Annotated in this window: 11 protein-coding genes; 8 read left to right on the forward strand and 3 right to left on the reverse strand. The window is 64.1% G+C overall.

The features are described 5' to 3' along the window. The first annotated feature begins 194 nt into the window (after positions 1–194). The 8 genes from J0A91_RS14585 to J0A91_RS14620 all read left to right on the forward strand — a co-directional run bounded on the left by J0A91_RS14585 (position 195) and on the right by J0A91_RS14620 (position 16,725). Complete coding sequence (locus J0A91_RS14585) at positions 195–2,966, forward strand: glycosyl hydrolase 115 family protein (protein ID WP_240502027.1); 2,772 nt, start codon at positions 195–197, stop codon at positions 2,964–2,966. Positions 2,967–3,195: 229 nt separating this feature from the next. Next, on the forward strand, positions 3,196–4,284 hold the full coding sequence (locus J0A91_RS14590) for an ROK family transcriptional regulator (protein WP_206364909.1): 1,089 nt from the start codon (positions 3,196–3,198) through the stop codon (positions 4,282–4,284). Positions 4,285–4,456: 172 nt separating this feature from the next. Beyond that, entirely contained in the window at positions 4,457–5,419 is a 963-nt protein-coding gene (locus J0A91_RS14595; RefSeq protein ID WP_069205515.1) for an ROK family protein, read from the forward strand. Next, entirely contained in the window at positions 5,412–6,788 is a 1,377-nt protein-coding gene (locus tag J0A91_RS14600) for a sugar porter family MFS transporter (RefSeq protein ID WP_169833148.1), read from the forward strand. The genes J0A91_RS14595 and J0A91_RS14600 overlap by 8 nt, the downstream gene beginning before the upstream one ends. Beyond that, positions 6,785–8,305 (forward strand): glycoside hydrolase family 32 protein, encoded by a 1,521-nt coding sequence (locus J0A91_RS14605; protein WP_083224685.1) that lies wholly within the window; start codon positions 6,785–6,787, stop codon positions 8,303–8,305. The genes J0A91_RS14600 and J0A91_RS14605 overlap by 4 nt, the downstream gene beginning before the upstream one ends. Positions 8,306–8,424: 119 nt before the next feature. Beyond that, on the forward strand, positions 8,425–11,283 hold the full coding sequence (locus J0A91_RS14610; protein ID WP_069205516.1) for a TonB-dependent receptor: 2,859 nt from the start codon (positions 8,425–8,427) through the stop codon (positions 11,281–11,283). A gap of 177 nt (positions 11,284–11,460) precedes the next feature. Further along, positions 11,461–13,032, forward strand: coding sequence for a glycoside hydrolase family 32 protein (locus tag J0A91_RS14615; protein WP_169833149.1), 1,572 nt, complete (start codon positions 11,461–11,463; stop codon positions 13,030–13,032). 561 nt (positions 13,033–13,593) lie between these two features. Then, positions 13,594–16,725, forward strand: coding sequence for a TonB-dependent receptor (locus tag J0A91_RS14620; protein ID WP_069205518.1), 3,132 nt, complete (start codon positions 13,594–13,596; stop codon positions 16,723–16,725). A gap of 176 nt (positions 16,726–16,901) precedes the next feature. Here J0A91_RS14620 and J0A91_RS14625 read toward each other — a convergent pair whose 3' ends face one another. From J0A91_RS14625 to J0A91_RS14635, 3 genes are read right to left on the reverse strand one after another with little or no spacing between them, the layout of a single operon-like run. Continuing rightward, positions 16,902–17,861: a fumarylacetoacetate hydrolase family protein gene (locus J0A91_RS14625; RefSeq protein WP_069205519.1), complete on the reverse strand. Its 960-nt coding sequence runs from the start codon at positions 17,859–17,861 to the stop codon at positions 16,902–16,904. 14 nt (positions 17,862–17,875) lie between these two features. Continuing rightward, the gene (locus J0A91_RS14630) at positions 17,876–18,991 is read right to left on the reverse strand and encodes an FAD-dependent oxidoreductase (protein ID WP_069205520.1); all 1,116 of its coding nucleotides are present in this window, start codon (positions 18,989–18,991) and stop codon (positions 17,876–17,878) included. Positions 18,992–19,012: 21 nt separating this feature from the next. Beyond that, on the reverse strand, positions 19,013–19,918 hold the full coding sequence (locus tag J0A91_RS14635; protein ID WP_069205521.1) for a VOC family protein: 906 nt from the start codon (positions 19,916–19,918) through the stop codon (positions 19,013–19,015). Between the last annotated feature and the right edge of the window lie 12 nt (positions 19,919–19,930).

The raw sequence follows: 19,930 nt of genomic DNA on the forward strand, positions 1-19,930 counted from the left end.
TCCGCCGGTCTGCGGGGCTGACACGTCGTTGCTCGACACATTCGTTGCGCAACCGTACGACCGACGACGAGGAGCCTCGTGCGATGGAAAGACGGAACAATGCTCGAAACCGGCGGTGTGGCGATCCAGAGTCCGCGCCGTTCCGGAGCATCATACGTGCGCCGCTGAATCGAGGCGGCTCTCGACCGACCATCTTGCGGAGCCTGCTCCGGTCGGTCGCGGGCGTCGGCGGGGTGGCGAGCGCCATCGTCGCGACCCCGGCCTTCGCTCAGGACGTCACGCTCTCCGACAGCGGCACCATCCCAACGGTCGTGCATGGCGATGGCCAGCCCCTGTCGCTCGCCGCCGCCATGCTGGCCGGCGACCTGGAGCATGTCACCGGCGCCAAGCCCCGTCTTTCCGCCAAACTGGACGATTGCGCGGCGACCTGCGTCGTCATCGCCCGAAGGGGGAGCGGGTTGCTCGATGCCGTCGTGAAGGACACTGGCATCGACGCCTCGGCCCTCGCTGGTCAGTGGGAACGCTATCTCCGCGTGGCGCTCCCCTCCCGCAGCCATGCCGGGCGCCGCTATCTCGTTATCGCCGGGTCGGACACCCGTGGCGCGATCTGGGGAACCGTCGACCTTACCCGCGAGATGGGTGTCTCCGCATGGGAGTGGTGGGCCGACGTTACGCCGCGCAGGCGGAGCAAGGTCGTTGTCGATGGTGGATTGCGCCTGTCGGATACGCCGTCGGTTCAGTATCGCGGCATCTTCCTGAACGACGAGGATTGGGGCCTCCAGCCTTGGGCGGCGAAGACGTTCGAGCCCGAGGTTGGCGATATCGGTCCCAAGACGTACGGCCGCATCTACGAACTCATGTGGCGCCTGAAGGCGAACCTCATCTGGCCGGCGATGCACGAGAGCACGAAGCCCTTCTATCAGGTCGCGGGCAATGCGGAAGCGGCGCGCGACCATGCCATCGTGGTCGGCACCTCCCATGCCGAGCCGCTCATGCGCAACAATGTGCGCGAGTGGGACGAGGCGAAGCAGGGGCCGTTCAACTTCTTCACCAACCGCGACGCGATGGTGCGATACTGGCGCGATCGCGCGCAGGCGGTGAAGGGCTTCGACAACGTCTATAGCGTCGGTCTGCGGGGAAAGCACGATTCCGAGATGGAAGGCGCCTCATCGCCCACCGTCGCGCGCGACGCGCTGGCTGAGGCGATCGGCGTCCAGCGCGACCTGCTTTCGCAGGCCCAGACCCGGCCGGCGACCGCCATTCCGCAGGCGCTGACTCTCTACAAGGAGGTGCTCGACCTCTACGCGCTGGGGCTGAAAGTGCCGGACGACGTCACATTGGTCTGGCCGGAGGACAATTACGGATATATCAACCAACTCCCAACGCCGCAGGAGCAGGCGCGCGGCGGTGGTTCCGGCCTATATTATCACATCTCCTATTGGGGGCGGCCCCACGATTATCTGTGGCTCGCGACCACCCATCCGGCGCTTATCCGCGAGCAACTCGATCGTGCGTGGACGATGGGCGCCCACAAAATCTGGATGGTGAACGTTGGGGACATCAAACCCGGCGAATATCTCACCCAATATTTCCTCGATGCCGCTTTCGATCACGAAACGCTCAACCGCCCGGCGAAGGCGCATCTCGCCGACTGGGCCAGCGCGCAGTTCGGGGAGGCGCTGGGGCGCCCGATCGCCGACATCCTGACCGACTATTACGATCTCGCATTCGAGCGGCGGCCGGAATTCATAGGGTTCAGCCAGGTCGAGCCGATCACGCCGATCCGTATCGGCGACTACGTCCGGTCGGGCGGGGGCGAGGCCCAGCAGCGTATCGATCGCTATGCGGAATTGGCGTCGCGCGCGGACGCGCTGGCCTCCCGCATCCCAGCCGACCGCCGCGACGCCTATTTCGAACTGGTGCTGTATCCGGTGCGCGGCGCGGCCAATCTCAACACGCGCAACCTCAAGCTCGATCTCGCCGCACTCTACGCCCGTCAGGGTCGGCCGGTGGCGAACCTCTTGTCTGATGAGGCGCGCGCCGCACATGCGCGCATCGTCGCCGATACCGAGACGTACAACCGCCAGGCTGGCGGCAAATGGCGCAACATCATGGACATGGCGCCGCGCCGGCTTCCCGTGTTCGCCGAACCCGCGTACCCCAAGGTGGATTTTCCAGAAAAGCCCGGCTGCGCGATCGACGACGGCGCGTTGCAGTTCGTGAGCGGGCGTCCGGCAAGCCACGCGCTGACGATCTACTCTTGGGGCAAGCCGCTCGAATGGTCGCTTGACGGCGCGACCGGGCTCCAGCCCGGGGCGTCGCGCGGGAGACTGCAACCGGCCAACGGCTATCAGCAGCGGATCGCTCTTTCCTATGACGGGAACGGAGCCATCAAAGGCGGCTCGATCCGTTGCGGTGACCAGACATTCCCGGTCTCAGCCATACTCGCGACGCCGGGCGCGGGCCTGAGCGCGGTCGAAGTTGACCGCATCGTGTCGCTTCCCGCGACCGAGGCGTCCACCGCCAGCGGCGATTGGGAGCGGATCGCCGGCCTCGGCTCGCACGGCGCGCTTTTGCGCTCCCGGCTGAACCTCCCGTCACGCAAGGACGAGCATGACGGCGCGCCGCTCGTCTACACGTTCGAAGCGACGACCGGCGGAGACGCCAATCTGGTCGTCGAGGCTCTTCCGGTTCACGCGCTGACCTCCGCGAACCGCCTGCGTGTTGCGGTCCGGGTCGATGACGGCCCCGCGCGGACGCTCGATTTTGATACGCATGGCCGTAGCGACGAATGGAAGCAAAACGTCCTGTCGAACTCGGCGAAGCGGACTTTGTTTCTCTCGCAGCTTGCCAAGGGAAGTCACAGCATTCGCATCGTCGCCCTCGACCCCGGCTTCCTCCTCGATCGCATCGACGTCAGGTTCGATGGCGCACCCGATCTTTATGGTGCGCCGGCCACGCGGTGAAGCGCACACGATCCCGGTTGAGAGCTTATGGTCGCAGCGCTTAACCGCCCACGGAAAATGTGGATCGGCCGGAAAACGTCGCACGCCCTCGCTTTCCGGCCCGGTCCGTGCGAGCCCGAAACCGATCCGATGCGGGTTGGACGATGCAGCGCGCCAGCATAGCGCACCAGGCTTGAACGAATAAGGATACGCTATGGATAGGATGCGTAGGGGAACGAACGCCGGCGGGATGCGACGCTACAACGAGCGTCTGATCCTGTCGGCCGTGCGACGCATGAATGGCGCTTCCAAGGCGGAACTCGCGCGCGTGACGGCTTTGTCTCCTCAGGCGGTCGTGCGTATCGTCGATGAACTGGATGAGGGCGGCCTTTTGTTTCAGGCCGGCAAGCGCACCGGCGGCATGGGGCAGCCCGCGACGATCTATCGGATCAACGGTAAGCGCGGATATACCGTCGGCGTCGAAGTGGGACGTGGCGACACCACGCTCGTCCTGCTGGACTTCGATGGTGAACGGAAAGCGGTTTGCCGTCACGCCGGCAGCTTCCCGTCGATCGACACAGTGCTGCGGCACGTCAACGCGTTTATCGACGAGCATCTTGGATCTACCACCTTGCTCAGTGCCGAAGCCTTCATGGGCATTGGTGTGGCAATGCCGTGGTTCCTCGGAGAATGGCGGAACGAGATCGGGATATCGATCGATCAGGCCGATGAATGGCGCCGCGCCGACGTGGCCGATCGGTTGCAGGCCGGACTCGCATGGCCGGCCTATTTCGAGAATGACGGCAACGCGGCGGCACTTGCGCAATTGCTGTGCGGCGCCGGCGTTGATCTTCAGGATTTTCTCGCGATCAATATTGGTACGTTCATTGGCGGTGGCCTCGTGCTGGGCGGCCGCGTGCATCAAGGCCGGCATGGCAACGCCGGGGCGCTCGCGTCGATACCGGTCTGCGCTGGGGGCAAGAGCGACTATTTGGTTCATCACGCCTCGCTGTATGCGCTCGATCAGAACGCTGGCGCCGAGGAGCGTTCGGCCTGGACGCGGCGATGCGTCGCAGCGCTCGCATCGGCGGTTACCAGCGCCAACAGCCTGCTCGACCTTGAAGCGGTTATCATCGACGGCGCGCTTCCGCCCGCGGGACTGGAAGAGATCGCCAGCGGTCTGCGACGCCACTTCTCCACGGATGCACCACCCGACTTCTTCGCGCCAGAAATTCGAAATGGCACGCTTGGCAACGTCGCCGCAGCCGTGGGCGCTGGTCTGCTCCCGCTCCATGCCAGCTTCGCGCCGGACCTCGCCAGCCTGTTCAAGAAGGACTGACCCCAGGAGCCCTCCAACGTCGCGCGGTTCCCGAGCGTGCTTGACAGACTAAATCTCATCAGTAGATTTAGTCTGGTGACCGCGAATCCGGCGGCAGCTATCGGGAGGGGGATTCGGTGTTTGTTCGTTCTAAAACCATCATCGGCACGCATCGAAACGCGGGTGCGCTGCGATGACGGATGCGCTGCTGCTCGGCGGCATCGAAGCTGGCGGAACCAAGTTTCTCTGCGCCATCGCCGATCGCGACGGCTCGACGCTCATGCAGACCCGTATTCCCACCACGACGCCCGCGCAGACGCTGGGCGCGGCGAGCGCCTTTTTCTCGGAGGCTGCGCGGCAGCACGGACCACTCTCGGCCTTTTCGATCGGCAGCTTCGGGCCGCTGTCGCTGAACACGGTCGCATCCGACTACGGCTGCATCACGTCCACGCCGAAGGCCGGCTGGCAAAACGTCGATCTGCTCGCGCATTTCCGCCGCACCATCAGCGCACCGATGGCGCTCGACACCGACGTGAACTGTGCGGCGGTCGGTGAACGGCTTTTCGGCAGCGGGCAGGGGCTGGACACCTTCTGCTACGTGACGGTCGGGACCGGCATCGGCGTGGGCTTGCTGATCAACGGCGCCCCGCACGGCGGAGCGAACCACCCGGAGGTGGGCCACATCAAGCTGCCGCGCGCGCCGGGCGACGATCGGTTTGCCGGAATCTGCCCCTATCATGGTGACTGTCTGGAAGGTCTTGCCTGCGGTCCGGCCATGCAGGCCCGTTGGGGCGTGCCGGCGGAGACGCTGCCGAGCGATCACCCGGCATGGGCTATCGAAGCCGATTACCTCGCCGGTCTGTGTGCGACGCTCACCTATACCGTGCGTCCTGATCGCATCATCATCGGCGGCGGCGTGATGCAGCCGCAGATGTATGGCCGGGTACGTCGGGCGCTCTCCGAGAAGCTCGCCGGCTACGACGCAAGCATGCGCTCGATCGACATGGACGATTATGTCGCCGCGCCGACCGCCGGATCGTCCGCCGGTCTGACCGGCGCCCTCGCACTCGCATATCGCACCGCGACGCGTCAGTGGCCGATGCACTGGGCGATTACCGAAACCCCCTCCAGCAGAGCGGAAACCGTCAATGCATAACGTTGTAAGCTCCGACGATGTCGGTGCCGTCGATGACGCCCGGGCGACGCCTGCGATCGTGATGAGCGCGGCGGGCGCCGCGCTCGGCGGTCTTCTCTTCGGCTTCGATACCGCTGTGATTTCCGGCGCGACCGGCGCGCTGCAGACCCAGTTCGCGCTGACCGAAGCGTCCCTGGGCTTTACCGTCGCCTCGGCCCTGATCGGCACCGTCCTTGGGTCGCTCGTCGCGGGTGCGCCGGCCGATCGTTATGGGCGCAAAGCGATCATGCTGTCTGTCGCCATCGCTTACGTGCTTTCGTCGCTCGGCACCGGGCTGGCGCACAATTGGTACATCCTGATCGCGTTCCGCTTCCTCGGCGGCGTGGCGATCGGCGCGGCCTCCGTCGTGACGCCGATCTATATCGCGGAAGTGTCACCGGCGCGGTTCCGTGGGCGCTTGGTGGCGATGAACCAGCTCAACATCGTCCTCGGCATCCTCATCGCCTTCCTGTCCAACTATATCATCGCGCAAACGCTGCCGCCCGAAACGGCCTGGCGCTGGATGTTCGGCATCGTCGCGGTGCCCTCCGTCCTGTTCCTGGTGGTGATCCTTGTCCTTCCCGAAAGCCCGCGCTGGCTGGCGATACGCGGGCGCCGCGATCCGGCGGTCGCCGTGATGACGCGCCTCGGCTTCAGCGATCCGCATGCCGAACTGCTCCGTATCGAGGCCGCGGACCGGCGCGAAGCCGCCAAGGGCGTTCCGCGTCTTTTCCAGGCATCGCATCAGCTGCCAGTCGCCTGCGCGATCGCGATCGCGATGTTCAACCAGCTCTCCGGCATCAACGCCTTGCTCTATTACGCACCGCGCATTTTCGAACTGGCCGGCGCAGGCGCGGACAGTGCGCTGCTCCAGTCGGTCGCGGTGGGCGGCACCAACCTGCTGTTCACCGCGCTGGCGCTTTTCCTCATCGACCGGTTCGGCCGCAAGCCGCTGCTTCTGGTCGGCTCGATCATCTGCGCCGGCGCGCTCCTTCTGGTCGGCTGGCAGCTCGAACGCGCGGCGCCCGACGGCACGCTGATCCTGGCGGGGCTGCTCGCGTTCATCGCCGCCTTCGCGGTCAGCCAGGGCGCGGTCATCTGGGTGTTCATTTCCGAGGTCTTCCCAAGCTCGGTGCGCGGCAAGGGGCAGGCGCTGGGCTCGACGACGCACTGGGTGATGGCCGCGATCATCACCTGGCTGTTCCCGGTCGTCGCGAGTGCCGTTGGCGGCTGGGTGTTCGCCTTCTTCGGCGGGATGATGCTGCTCCAGTTTGTCTGGGCGTGGAAGATGATGCCCGAAACCAATGGCGTCGCCCTGGAAGACATGAATTTGCGTGGAGCCGCGGCATGAAGACGATCGCGATCTTGCTGGCCGCCGGCATGGCGCTCACGGCTTCGGTTTCGGCATCAGCCCAGCGCCCGGACCCGCGTCCGAGCTATCATTTCGCGCCAGCGAAGAACTGGATGAACGACCCCAACGGGCTGGTCTATTACGATGGTGAATACCATCTTTTCTACCAGTACAATCCCCACGGTGACCGCTGGGGCCATATGAACTGGGGGCATGCGGTAAGCCGCGATCTGGTGCATTGGCAGGAACTGCCCATCGCCATTCCCGAAACCCGCGATGTCATGGCCTTCTCCGGCAGTGCCGTGGTCGACTGGAACAACACCAGCGGCTTCGGTCGCAACGGCAAGCCGCCGCTGATCGCGGTTTACACGGGCCACAATCCCAAGGCGAAGCTGCAATCGCAGTACGTCGCCTACAGCAATGATCGCGGGCGGACCTGGACCGTACATGGCGAGGTGCTGAGTGTGGGATCGCCCGAGTTCCGCGATCCGAAGGTCTTCTGGCACGCTGCCACGAAGCGCTGGGTCATGGTCGCGGTGATGGCGCTGGAGAACCGTGCCGTCATCTTCACCTCGCCCAATCTCAAGCAATGGACCTTCGCCAGCAGCTTCGGGCCGGCTGGTGGGCGGGGCAAGAACTGGGAATGCCCGGATCTCTTCGAGCTGCCCGTGGAGGGTGGCGCGCCGGGTGAGAAACGCTGGGTGCTCGGCATCAACCTTGGCGACAACGCCATTGGTGGCGGTTCGGGCGGGCAGTATTTCGTCGGCGATTTCGACGGCACGCGCTTCACCCCCGCGCCCGGCTGGTCGGGCGATACGCAGTGGATGGACTATGGGGCGGACTTCTATGCCGCCGTATCCTGGAACGATCTCCCCAAGGACGATCCACGCCGCATCTGGATCGGATGGGCGAACGACTGGCGGTACGCCGAGGCGATCCCGACGTGGCCCTCGCGCGGATTGATGACCGTGCCGCGGCAAGTCACGCTCAGGAAGTCGGCAGAGGGCTATCGCATCGCGCAGACGCCCGTGCGGGAGGTGGCGTCTCTGCACGGCAGCCGGCAGACCTTTGCCGCGACGCTGAACGAAACCGCGACCGCGCTGCCGGTCCAGGGCGGATCGGTCGATCTGGAGTTCGAGCTTGATACCGGCGCGTCCGAGCAGGTGGCGATCGCCCTCACCGACGGCGAAGGCTATCAGACGGTCATCGGCGTCAACCCGAGCGTGGATGAGGTTTTCATCGACCGGACCCGCTCGGGGCCGCACTTCCACGATGGCTTCGCCAACCGCCACGTCGCTCCGGTCGATCTGAAATCGCGCCGGGTGAAGCTGCGCGTGCTGGCCGACGAATCCATCCTCGAAGTCTTCATCAACGACGGTGAGCGCACGATCACCGACCGGTTCTTCCGTGGCGGTGGCCCGCTGCAATGGAGCGCGTCCTCGCGAAACGGCGTCGCGCAAATGAAGCTCACCGCATGGACGATGAACGGAGGCGCGGTGAACACCGCGTCCAAATGACCATGACGTTTCTCGTGCCGAAGGCAGCCGCCATGTCGGCTCCAAGCTGACCGTCCGGGGCTTAAAGGCCCCGATCACCAACATCTGACAAACCAAACGTGATAAAAGAGGGGATCTTTATGACGAGGACTTTCCACGCTCTGTTGACGTCTACGGCCGTGATTCCATTGATCGTAGCGGGTTCCGCATCGGCGCAGACGAATTCGTCTCCCGCAGCCAATCAAACCGCAGCCGCCCAGACGCCGGTCGGAGATCCGCTGCCCGCCAGCGCTCCGGCCAGCGATCCGCAGGCAGACGCCGCCAGCGATATCGTCGTCACCGGCTATCGCGCAGCCCTCGGCTCCGCGCAGGAGGTCAAGCGCAACTCGGATTCGATCGTCGACGCGATCGTCTCCAATGACATTGGCAAGTTGCCGGACAACAACGCGGCCGAGGCGATCTCGCGTATCGTCGGCGTCACCGTCCTACGCTACAACGACGAGGCCGGTGTCATTCTGGTCCGTGGTCTGACGGATGTCGCCACGACCTTCAACGGGCGCGAGTTCTTCTCGGCCGAAGACCGCGTGCTGCATCTTCAGGATTTCCCGGCCGGGGTCGCGGCGGGCATAGAGGTCTACAAATCGGGAACGCCGGACCTGATCGAACCCGGCCTGGCGGGTCTCGTCAACCTGCGGTCGCGCCGACCATTCGACGTGAAGGACACGGAGATCGCGGGCGAAATCCGTGGATCGTACAACGACCAGTCGAAGGCGTTCGATCCCTCGGGCAACCTGTTGCTGACGAAGCGCTGGGATACGCCGATCGGCGAGATCGGCGCTCTGGTGAACGTCAGCTATGTGCGCACCACCTATCGCAATGCCGATCGCTACGCCGATTCCGCCGTGATCACGCCGCGCGGCTTCGGCCTCGATGATCCTGCCGATGACATCCACGTGACCACGCCCGGCGTCGGCAATTTCAACTTTCCGGCGAACGCCGGCAACTTCTACGAGAAGGGCATCCGGCATCGTCCCGCCGTCAACGGCACGATCCAGTGGCGTCCGTCCGCCAACCTGGAAATCTACGCCGAGGGGCTGTGGCAGGCCTATCGCGGCAACGTGATGCGCGACTCCTTCAACGTCAATTTCGAACGGCGTGACGCGAACGGTGTCGCCCCCACGCTCAGCAACGTCGTCCTGGTGCCTGGTGAGGCGGACAAGGCGGCGAGCTTCACCAAGACCGGCGGCTACGTGCCCGAATTCTCGCGCGTGGCGCAGGACGATCGCACCGACACCTATCAGGGCGCATTGGGCTTCAAGTGGAAGACCGGCCGCGCCACGCTGTCGGGCGACTTCGCCTATACCAACAGCCGCTACCAGGCGACGGAGATCGCGGTAGACTCCCAACTCGCCACCGCCCCAACCATCAACGTCGACTGGGACGCGCGCGGGTCCGCGGTGTTCGATCTGGGCGGGTACGATATTACTAACCCGAACACCGCGCGCTGGCGTGGCTACAACCAGAGGGAGTTCGTCGCGAAGGGTGACGGCATTCAGGGGCGCGTCGATCTCGATCTCGAAACCGACTGGGGCTTCCTGCCGCACCTTCAGTTCGGCGTCCGCGCGAGTGACCGCAACGCATCGTCCCAGAACAACAGCCGTTACGCGTACGTCGCTGGCCTCGACATCCCCCTCGCCAGTCTCCCGACCGGGGCGCTCGGGATGATCACGGATGGCTTCCGCGACGATCCCCAGCGCTTCCAGAACTGGCTGGCACCCGATCGTAACGCGATCATCGCCAACAGTGAGGCATTGCGTCAGCTTGCCTATCAATCGGTTCAGCGGGCAACGATCCTGTTCCCCAACGATGCCGGCATCCGTGATGCCGTAACGAAATACGCCACGGCGGCGATCCCGGTAGACCCGCTGGGCGGCTTTACCGCCAGCGAGGCGACCTACGCATTCTACGGACAGGGCAAGTTCGCGTTCGATCTTGGTGGCATCCAGGTCGACGGTACTGCCGGCGCGCGCGTCGTGAACACCGATGGTAGCTATCGCGGGTTCAGCCGCGTGCCGGCCAGCAACGGCACCACGGCCATCGTGCCGACGACGACCAGGCAAAACTATGTAGACGTCCTGCCATCCGCCATCGCCCGCATTCGGTTTTCCCGTCAGTGGCAGGTGCGTCTGGGCTACACGCAGACGCGGACGCGCCCGGGATTCGGCCAGCTTAATCCTTCGCTCAACATAACCGCGAACAGCCCGGGGCCGGATGGCTCCCCGCCACAGTTCGATGCAAGCGGCTCCGGCGGCAACCCGAACCTGCGCCCGCTGACATCCAAGAACTATGATGCCACTCTGGAATGGTACTTCTCCAGGAACGGCTCGGCATCGGTCGCGGCTTTTTACCGCGATCTCGACGGCTTCATCGCCAACTATACCCAGGTCGTGAACGATCCGATCTACGGCCGCGTTCAGCTCGATCGCCCCGAGAACGCGGGCAAGGGGCGCATCAAGGGCCTGGAGGTTTCGATGCAGACCTTCTTCGACTTCCTGCCGGGCCTGCTTTCGGGCTTCGGCGTACAGGCGAACGGCACGTATCTGGACGGCACCAACGCACTGCCGCAGGTGCTCGGTGGGGATGACCGGCAGGTGCAGATCACTGGCCTTTCCAAATGGGCGTACAATCTTACCGGCTTCTACGAAAAGGGTAAGGTATCGACGCGCCTCTCGTACAACTGGCGTTCCGGCTATACGACCAGCTACAACCGCACCATCAACGAAGATCAATACGCCGGTGAACTGGTCCGGCCTGTGTCGCGGCTCGATTTCTCCGCGAGCTATGAGCCCATCAAAGGCATCTCCATCGTCGCCAACGTCAGCAACATCCTGGCGCAACCGTTTAAGAACTATCGATATTATAACGAGACGCAATATTTCGGCCGCGATCTCCGGGTCGAAGGCCGCTACATGAGCCTCGGCGTGCGGTTCAAGATGTAGTGTCCGGCCCCGTGCAGCGCGCCAAGCCCGTGCTGCACGGGGCTTTTCGATCTTCGTCCGCGCCCGCCAGGATGCTGTCGCGGCACGGGCCGGACGCGATGGCGCGCCGAGCAAATGCGGATAGGAGCCAGGACATTGACGAGCGGAACATCGTACACGCGACGCACGACGCTGGGCATGATCACCACCCTTCCTGCGCTGGCGTCGTGTGGACGGGCGTTGGCTGGCAGCGGCACGGCGCCGCGCGCATCGACCCCGCCCGGCGTTGCTGTCAGCGGCACACCCGCTGCGCCGAATGTGCGCCCGCGCTACCATATCGCCGCGCCGGCCGGTGGCTGGATCAACGATCCCCAGCGCCCGCTCAAGGTCGGCGACAGCTGGGTGCTGTGGGCGCTCTACAACCCCACCTATCCTGTTGGCGGCACCAACTGGCGGCGCTGGACCTCCAAGGATCTTGTCACCTGGCAGGATCAAGGCATCGCGATCCATCGCAACACGACTCCGTTCGGAGATGTCTGGAGCGGCAGCACCGTTATCGATAGCGATAACACCGCCGGGTTCGGCATGGGCGCGTTGGTCACTCTCGTCACCATGCCGGCGCCAAATGCCGGCGGGCAGAACCAATCCTGCGCCTTGTGGTACTCGCTGGACGGCGGCGCCAGCTTCACCTTTCACGGTATCGTCCTGCCGAATTATCCGGGCCATAAGGATTTCCGCGATCCCACAGTGTTCTGGCACGCGCCGACGCGCCGCTGGGTGATGACGCTTTCGGAAGAGGGCAAGATCGGACTCTACACGTCACCGGACTTGCGGCAGTGGACATATGCCAGCGGCTTCGCTTCCGATGCCGTTGGCCGCATCATGGAATGTTCGCACCTGTTCAAGCTGCATCTGTACGATGCGGATGGAAAGACATCGGAAGACAAATGGATATTGCTGGTGGGCGGAAACGGCACCAAGCGCGGGTTCACCGTCGGAACATGGTATTGGGTGGGGGATTTCGACGGGGTCACGTTCACGCCCACCGCTCCGGACGGTCAGTGGCTTGACGGCGGCGCCGATTTCTATGCCGCCGTTGTCTGGACGGACCCGGCGGCAGCCGATCCGCTCGCTTCGGCCTATTCGATAGCGTGGATGAGCAACTGGGATTATGTGAACAAGATCCCGGTGACTCACGACTATCGCGGGCAACTCAGCCTTGTCCGCCGGCTGCGGCTGCAGCGTGTCGGGACAGTCCCGCGGCTGTTGAGCACGCCGCTGGCGGCGCAGAACTCCGTCTTCGATCTGACTCTCCTCGGGCAGGATCAAACGATCACGCAAGGTTCGGACTATGCGTGGCCGGCAGGGGCCGGCGCGGCCGCTTGCCGTATCGATGTCACGCTGACCCGCATCGGGGAAAACTGGCCTGCCAGAGTGTGCTTGTCGGTTCGGAAAGGCGAGGGGGTCTCTACGCAGATCGCTTTCGTGCCGCAGGACAATATGGTTTCGCTGAAGCGCGACGCCGACGGACCGAACGCACCGGATGTCAGCGCATGGCGGCAGGATCGCAGCGTATCCTGCGATTTTTCCACTGGTACCGCGACCATCAGTCTGTTCATCGATTCCGGCTCGGTGGAAGTGTTTTTGAACGATGGGGCGGCATCGATGTCGGAACTGATCACCGCCCCCGTGACCGCGACCGGGCTTCAGCTAAGTGCCATCGGCGGGCGCGTGAAAGTCTCGAATGTTGCGGTCAGGCGAATGTCCTAAAGTCTGATCCTGTAACCTCCCGGGCGAAATCGCCGGCCGGTGGCTCACGATGATCGGAGAATAGAGGGGCTCAACTGGCCCACAACGTCGCCGCGCGCCCGTCGCGCCGGGTATAGCAGCCACCCCCATTCCGCCGCCGAGACGCCAATTATGGACGATTGCGGCAACGCGTCGGACCGCTGCCAGCCCGGCGGAAGGTCGGTAGCTCAGAATGGGCAAGGCGATTGTTCGGCATCCGGCACAACCAGTTTTTTTAGACGACCAGACCAATCGGGTTGACACCCGCGAACGCACGCTAGTAGATAGCGCTACCATGTACCGATGTCTTTGCTCTTGGTGGAGTGACAGGTTTTTTTAAACAAGTTGGCGTGCCTGATCGACAGAGGAAGATACCTCTGCCGGGAAAGTTTTATGTATGATTGATGTAATCGGCATTCGATCATCAATTATCAGGCAAGCTATGCCGGATTAGCGCCGTCAATCCTTGGTTATGAACCCAATTTCCAACAGTAAAGTCACATTGATCGACAAATGTCGGCACACCTAAGAGGGGATGCAGAAATGAAATCGCAAAAGCTACGCCTTTACAAGACTCGTTCGGCACTGCTGTGCGCCACGGCGTGCGCAAGCCTGTATAGCTCTGCCGCGCTCGCGCAGGCGACGCCTCCGCAGTCCACGCCTGCCGAAGCGCAGGATACCGCCTCGTCGATCTCGGCGCAGCCGGAGGATTCGGCGGCTCAAGATATCGTCGTGACCGGATATCGGTCCAGCCTTGCCAAGTCGACCAACGCGAAGCGCGATTCGACTGGCTTTACCGATTCGATCTTCGCGGAAGACATTGGCAAGTTCCCCGATACGAACATCGCGGAATCGTTCAACCGCATCCCGGGCATCACCATCACGCGTGACATCACCGGTGAAGGCGTGAACGTCGCGATCCGTGGTTTGGGGTCGAACTTCACCAACGTGACGCTGAACGGCGCGCCGATCGCGGTCGCGTCGTCGGGCGCGACCGACGCTCAGGGCACCGATCGTTCGGTCGATCTCAGCTTCTTCCCGACCGATCTCTTCACCAAGCTGACCGTGAACAAGAGCTACACGGCTGACCTGCTGGAAGGCGGCGCCGCTGGTAACGTCGATCTTCGCTCGGCGCGCCCGTTCGATAACGCCAAGCCGTTCCTCGCCTATAACATCCAGGGCTCCAACCAGAGCCCCGACGATCGCATCGGCGTGCGCGGCTCGATGATCGGAAGCTGGCACAACGACACGGTCGGCATTCTGGCCGGTGTTTCCGGGCAACGCCTGTTCACCGATACGCGCGGCTTCGAGACGATTGGATATACCAATCCGCAGCTCAGTGCCGCGCAATGTGGCGCCACCAGCGGCTGTAACAGCACTGGCGGCGGTAATTGGACGATTCCGTCGGTCGTTCCAGTCGGTGCGGGTGCCGGGCTGGTCGCGGGCACGCCAATCGATCAGGCCTTCCTGCTCGCGCACAATCCGGGTGCGACGATCCAGCAGATCGACAACGCTTTGCTTCCCCGCCTCGGCCGCACCTCCGACGCGCGCGGTTCGCGCGACCGTATCAACGCGATCGTCAGCGCCGAGTGGCGCCCGACCGATACGCTGCGGTTCTACGTGGACGGTTTGTACGGCTACAAGCACAACAATCTGATCCGCGAAGACATGGCATGGATCGTCCGCAACAGCGCGATCATCCCGACCAACCTGACCTTCGACAAGTCGGATTGCACCACCGGTTGCGCGGTTGCGGGCGGCACGTTCGCCAACGCGCAGTTCTTCGACGAATTCCGACCGTATATCGAAACCACCAAGCTGGTCAGCGTCAATCCGGGCGGCTCTTGGGAAATTTCCGATACGCTCAAGCTGAACCTGCAGGGCAATTACTCGCGCTCGACCTTCCATCGCGAGAGCCCGACGGTCGGTGCCACCACCCCGCTCGGCGTCGGCAACACCGTGACCTATGCCAACGATGGGTCCGGCGTTCCGAGCATCACCAGCAACCTCGATCTGAACGATCCGAAGAATTTCGGCTGGTATACCGGCAGCCGTCTCAACCTTCAGGACGAGCGCCGCACCAACAAGACCAAGGGCTTTCGCGGCGATCTGACCTGGGGCGGCACCAAGCTGAACCTCAAGGTTGGCGGTGCCTATGATGACGTTTCGCGCGTGATCCAGGGCTATGACAACAGCCAGGCCTGGCAGAACGCCGCATGCGGAAACAATCCCAGCGTCTTCCTGGCATCGCCGAACACGCAGCCGCCGTGCGAAGGGCTGAACGCGCCCGGCGCGGCGCCGGCGGGGTATCCGAGCTATCCGGGTTACGGGACCGGCTCGACCGCAGGCATGACCGGTCCGGTGAGCTACGGCGGGTCGCTGGTGCCGAATTCTGCCTTCCCGAGCTATTTGATGCCCGGCCCGGCTGGTTTCGTGACCGTCAACTTCCCGGCGTTCGCCAACGCGACCAACTATCAGTCGTTCCACGACAATGCCCCGGCCAACGGCGCGTCGAACACCAGCGCGATGAGCGGTCAGATCCGCGAAATCGTCAAGTCGGCGTTCGCCACGTTGAACGGCGCGCAGGAACTCGGCGGCAACACGCTGCGGTTCAATGTCGGCCTGCGCTACGTCGACACGATCCAGCTCATCACCGGCACCACGTCGTTGCCCGATCCGCGCAACACCAATGCCGCCGGTGCCAGCCTGCCGGACGGCAGCCGCTATCCCAACCTCACCGGATCGGTGACGACGCGCAATCACTACACCAACTGGCTGCCGGCGGCGACGTTCGCCTACGACATCGGTGAGCATGCCGTGGCACGTGTCGCCGGATCGCGCACGATGACTCGCCCCGATCCCTCGGCGCAGTTGCCGGGCGTATCGTTCCCCGCGCCGTCTGCCGATCAGGCGTCGATCGGCAACCCGGCCCTCAAGCCCTATCTCTCGACCAACCTCGATCTCGGCTTCGAATATTATACCGGCCGCGAGGGTGTGATCAGCGTCAACGCGTTCCGCAAGTCGATCACCGGGTTCACCACCACCAACATCACGACGGTGCCGTTCACCAACCTGGCGCAATACGGCATCACCTATGACACGCTGAACCCGACCCAGCAGATCGCGCTGAACTCGCGTGGCGGTCCGACCGCGGCGCAGGTCCAGATCACCTCACAGCTCAACGTGCCCGACAAGCTGACGATCAACGGCCTCGAGTTCCAGTGGGTCCAGCCGCTTGACTTCCTGACCAGCCACATCGGCGTCACTGGCTTCGGCTTCAACGCCAACGCCACGATCGTCGATCAGACCAGCAAGGGCGCGGCGGTCGCGTTCGGGGTCGCGCCGTTCACCTACAACATCACGGGCTATTACGAGAAGCACGGTGTCATGCTGCGCGTGTCGACGACTTCGCGTCGCGGTTCGCAGAACAGCGGCACGGCACAGAACGGTATCCCAGCGGCGGCGCTCTATGGCTTCGACTATACGAGCTACGACTTCTCGTCGGCGTTCGACCTCGACAAGATCTTCAACCTGCCGCACGCGCCGCAGTTGACGATCAACGTCTCGAACTTCACCGATGCGACGTTGAAGTCGTACTTCCAGTTCGAGAATCTCGCCTTCACCCAGTACAAGCCCGGCCGACAGGTTCTGGTCGGTCTGCGCGGCACGTTCTAGGCCGTAGTGAAGGATGGCGTTCAGGCAGGCGTTCAGCCTAGTCTGCCTGAACGCCGACATGCCCAAAGACTAGGTGCCCGGACGCCGGGGATTCGGCCCGGTTTCGCGACGCGCCGGGCACGAAAGCCCCGCCGCCACGGAGGCGGCGGGGCTGCCGGTCAGCCTGGTCGGATCACTTAGCGCTCGGCGACGCAGCGGTTTCGCTGGGTGCCGAGGCCGGTAATCGTCCCCTCCATGATGTCGCCGTCCCTGAGGAAGACACCGAACGCCGACCCATTGCCATAAGGCGATCCGGTGCAAATCACGTCGCCGGGCTGCAAAGCCACGCGATCCGACAGATAGGCGATCTGGCGCTCGATCGACGTCATCATGTCGGCGGTGCTTTCGTTCTGATAGACCTTGCCGTTCACCGAGAGCGTGATGGTGAGATCGTAGGGATCGGCGACATACTGGCGCGGCACGAGGGTCGGGCCGAACGGCAGGAAGGTCGGAAAGCATTTGCCCGACAGCCAGTCGGCGCCGATCGCCGATCCGTCGCGCCGGAAGATATGCTCCCGCGCGGTGACGTCGTTGACGATCACGAAACCGGCGACATACGCCATTGCGTTTTCCGCCGCCACATGTCGCGCGCGGCGACCGATCACGACGCCGAGTTCGAGCTCCCAGTCGGGCTTCTCGACGTTGTTCGGCAGGATCACCGCGTCCTGCGGGCCGACGACACACGACGGCAGTTTGATGAAGCAATAGGGCAGCGCATTCTTGCGCTCGTCCATGATTTTTTCAACATGGCGCCGGCGGTCTTCCTCGCTCAGCGCATCATGCTCGGCGGTGCGCATCGAGGGATCGCCCATGATGATGCCGACGACATGCTTTTTGTAATTGGCGCCGGTGCAGAAAATCTGGCGCGGCAGATACGGCGCGTGGACGGTAAGCGTGTCGATCGGCCGCGCGCTGGCGAGCAAGGCTGGGTCGGTCGCGGCGCGTTCGAGCGCGGGCAGCACCGCGTCCCAGTCGTCGAGCAGCGCAAGCAGGTCGCGCGTTTCGCCGCTCGCTGCCAGCGGCATGGCACGATCGTCGACGACGAGTGCGACCTCCGGGTGCCGGTCAAAGGTGATCGTGGCAAGGCCAAAGGTCATTGCGGGATTCCTGATCAATAGGGCTGTTGAAGCAGGTGCATCGTCTCGCCCATGATCGTCGTCGCCGGCACCTGATCGCCCGCCGCCATCTCGATCTCGCCGATACGCACGGAATTCTCGACGACGAGCCGCGCCCGCTCGAAGCGCCGCGCCATAAAGCGCGCCAGCGCTTCGTCCACGGACGTGCCGCTGGTCAGTTCCTCGCCCAGCACCAGCCCGTCCTCGACCGCGATGCCGGCGCCCGATGCCATGTGCGGCGTCGTCGCATGCGCGGAATCGCCGATCAGCACGACGCGCCCCTTGTACCAGGGCGATGGCAGCAACAGCCATTCGAGCGGCCGGTAATTGATCTGCGAGGCCTCGCCGAGGCCCGCGCGTATCGCCGGGATGTCGCCGCCGAACGGTGCCAACAGGGCGTCGAGATGGGGAAGCTGCTCCTCGGGCGCGAACCAGGGATTGTCCGGCACATGTTCGAGCACGAACATGTAGATCTCATCGCGCGAGACCGGGTTGATGCCGAGCTTGACCGCGCCGCCGACGTACAACTCGGTACGATCGAGATGGGCAGGGCGGGGCGCGAGGATGCGCCAGCAGCCCTGGCCGGTGAAGCGTGGCGCCGGGGCTTGCGGGAACAGCATCCCGCGCGTGGCGGAGAAGATGCCCTCTGCCGCCGCCACCACGTCGAACCGGCCGCTGCTGCCGTCCGAGAACGCAACATCCACGCCGTCGCCGTCATCGTGCAGCGCTTCGGCCTTGATTCCCAGCCGCACCTCGACCCCGGCCGCGCGCACCGCCCGCGACAGAATGTCGTGCAGCACCGGCCGCAGGATTCCGCCGCCCGACTGGATCGGCAGCGGGTTTTCGGGAACCGGTGATTCCATGATGACATGTCCGGTCACGCTGCGCAGGCGGATGCCCGCGCCCACGAAACCCCGTTCGCGTACCTCGTCCAGAATGCCCAGATCGTCGAACGCCCGCAGCGAGATACCGGTCACGCTTATGCCGGCGCCGTATACGCGCCATTGTGGATCGGCGTCGATCAACGTCACCGCCACACCGCGTCTGGCGAGCGATATTGCCGCCGTCATACCGCCGACACCGCCGCCGACGACGAGAACCCGATCCCCCATGATGTTTCCTTTCGCCGGCGATCAGGCCGGGATGTGCCACAAGCCCTTGTCGGGGCTCAGTTCGGCGTGTGGGACATTGCCGGGAATGATCCGGCCGGTGCCCCATTGGTCGGTGATCGACGGTGTCGGCGCATAGGTCTGTGGAACCCAGGTCGCGTCATCGACCTCCTCGAGATCCGACGTATATTCCACCGCGTTGCCGTTGGGCGTGACGAAGTAGCTGAATGTGTTGTTGCCGGCGGTGTGGCGGCCCGGACCCCAGCTCAGCTTGACATTGTTCTCGTGCATCCGCGCCAGCCCGCGCATCATTTCGTCGACCGAACTCACGTCGAAGGCGATGTGGTTGAGCGTGGGCGGTCCCGGCAGGATGGCGAGACGGTGATGCGCGGTGTTGCAGCGCAGGAACACCATGAACTCGCCGATCCAGTCGGTCAGGCGGAATCCGAGGACGTCTTCGTAGAAGTGCTCCAGCGCCTTGATGTCGGGCGAATGCAGCACGACGTGGCTGATGCCGATCGGTATCGCCTCGCCCTTGGCGAGCGTGCGGTGCTGGCGCGGCGTGCCTTCGCACACCACCTCGATCGCACGGCCTTCTGGATCGAAAAAGCGGCAGGCATAGCCGCCGGCCGGCCCGTCGGCGGGGCCGGGCGCGGCGATGATCTTCGCGCCGGCCGCCTGTGCCTTGGCGAAGATCGTATCGACCGCGGCGCGCCCCGCCGCCGAGAAGCCGATCAGATCGGTCTTGCGTTCGACATCCTCGCGCAGCCGGATGACAAAGGCGTGCGGAGAGCCTTCGGCCGCGAAATAGACCTTGCCGTCATGCTCGCCGACTTCGACCAGTCCCCAGGTTTTGCCGAAGAAGTCCCGCTCGGCGGCCAGATCGGGAACTGCGAGCCCGACATATTGCAGATCGTTTACGCTTGCCATCAACGTCGGCCC

Source organism: Sphingomonas panacis (assembly GCF_001717955.1).
In the GTDB taxonomy this organism is placed as follows: Bacteria; Pseudomonadota; Alphaproteobacteria; order Sphingomonadales; family Sphingomonadaceae; genus Sphingomonas; species Sphingomonas panacis.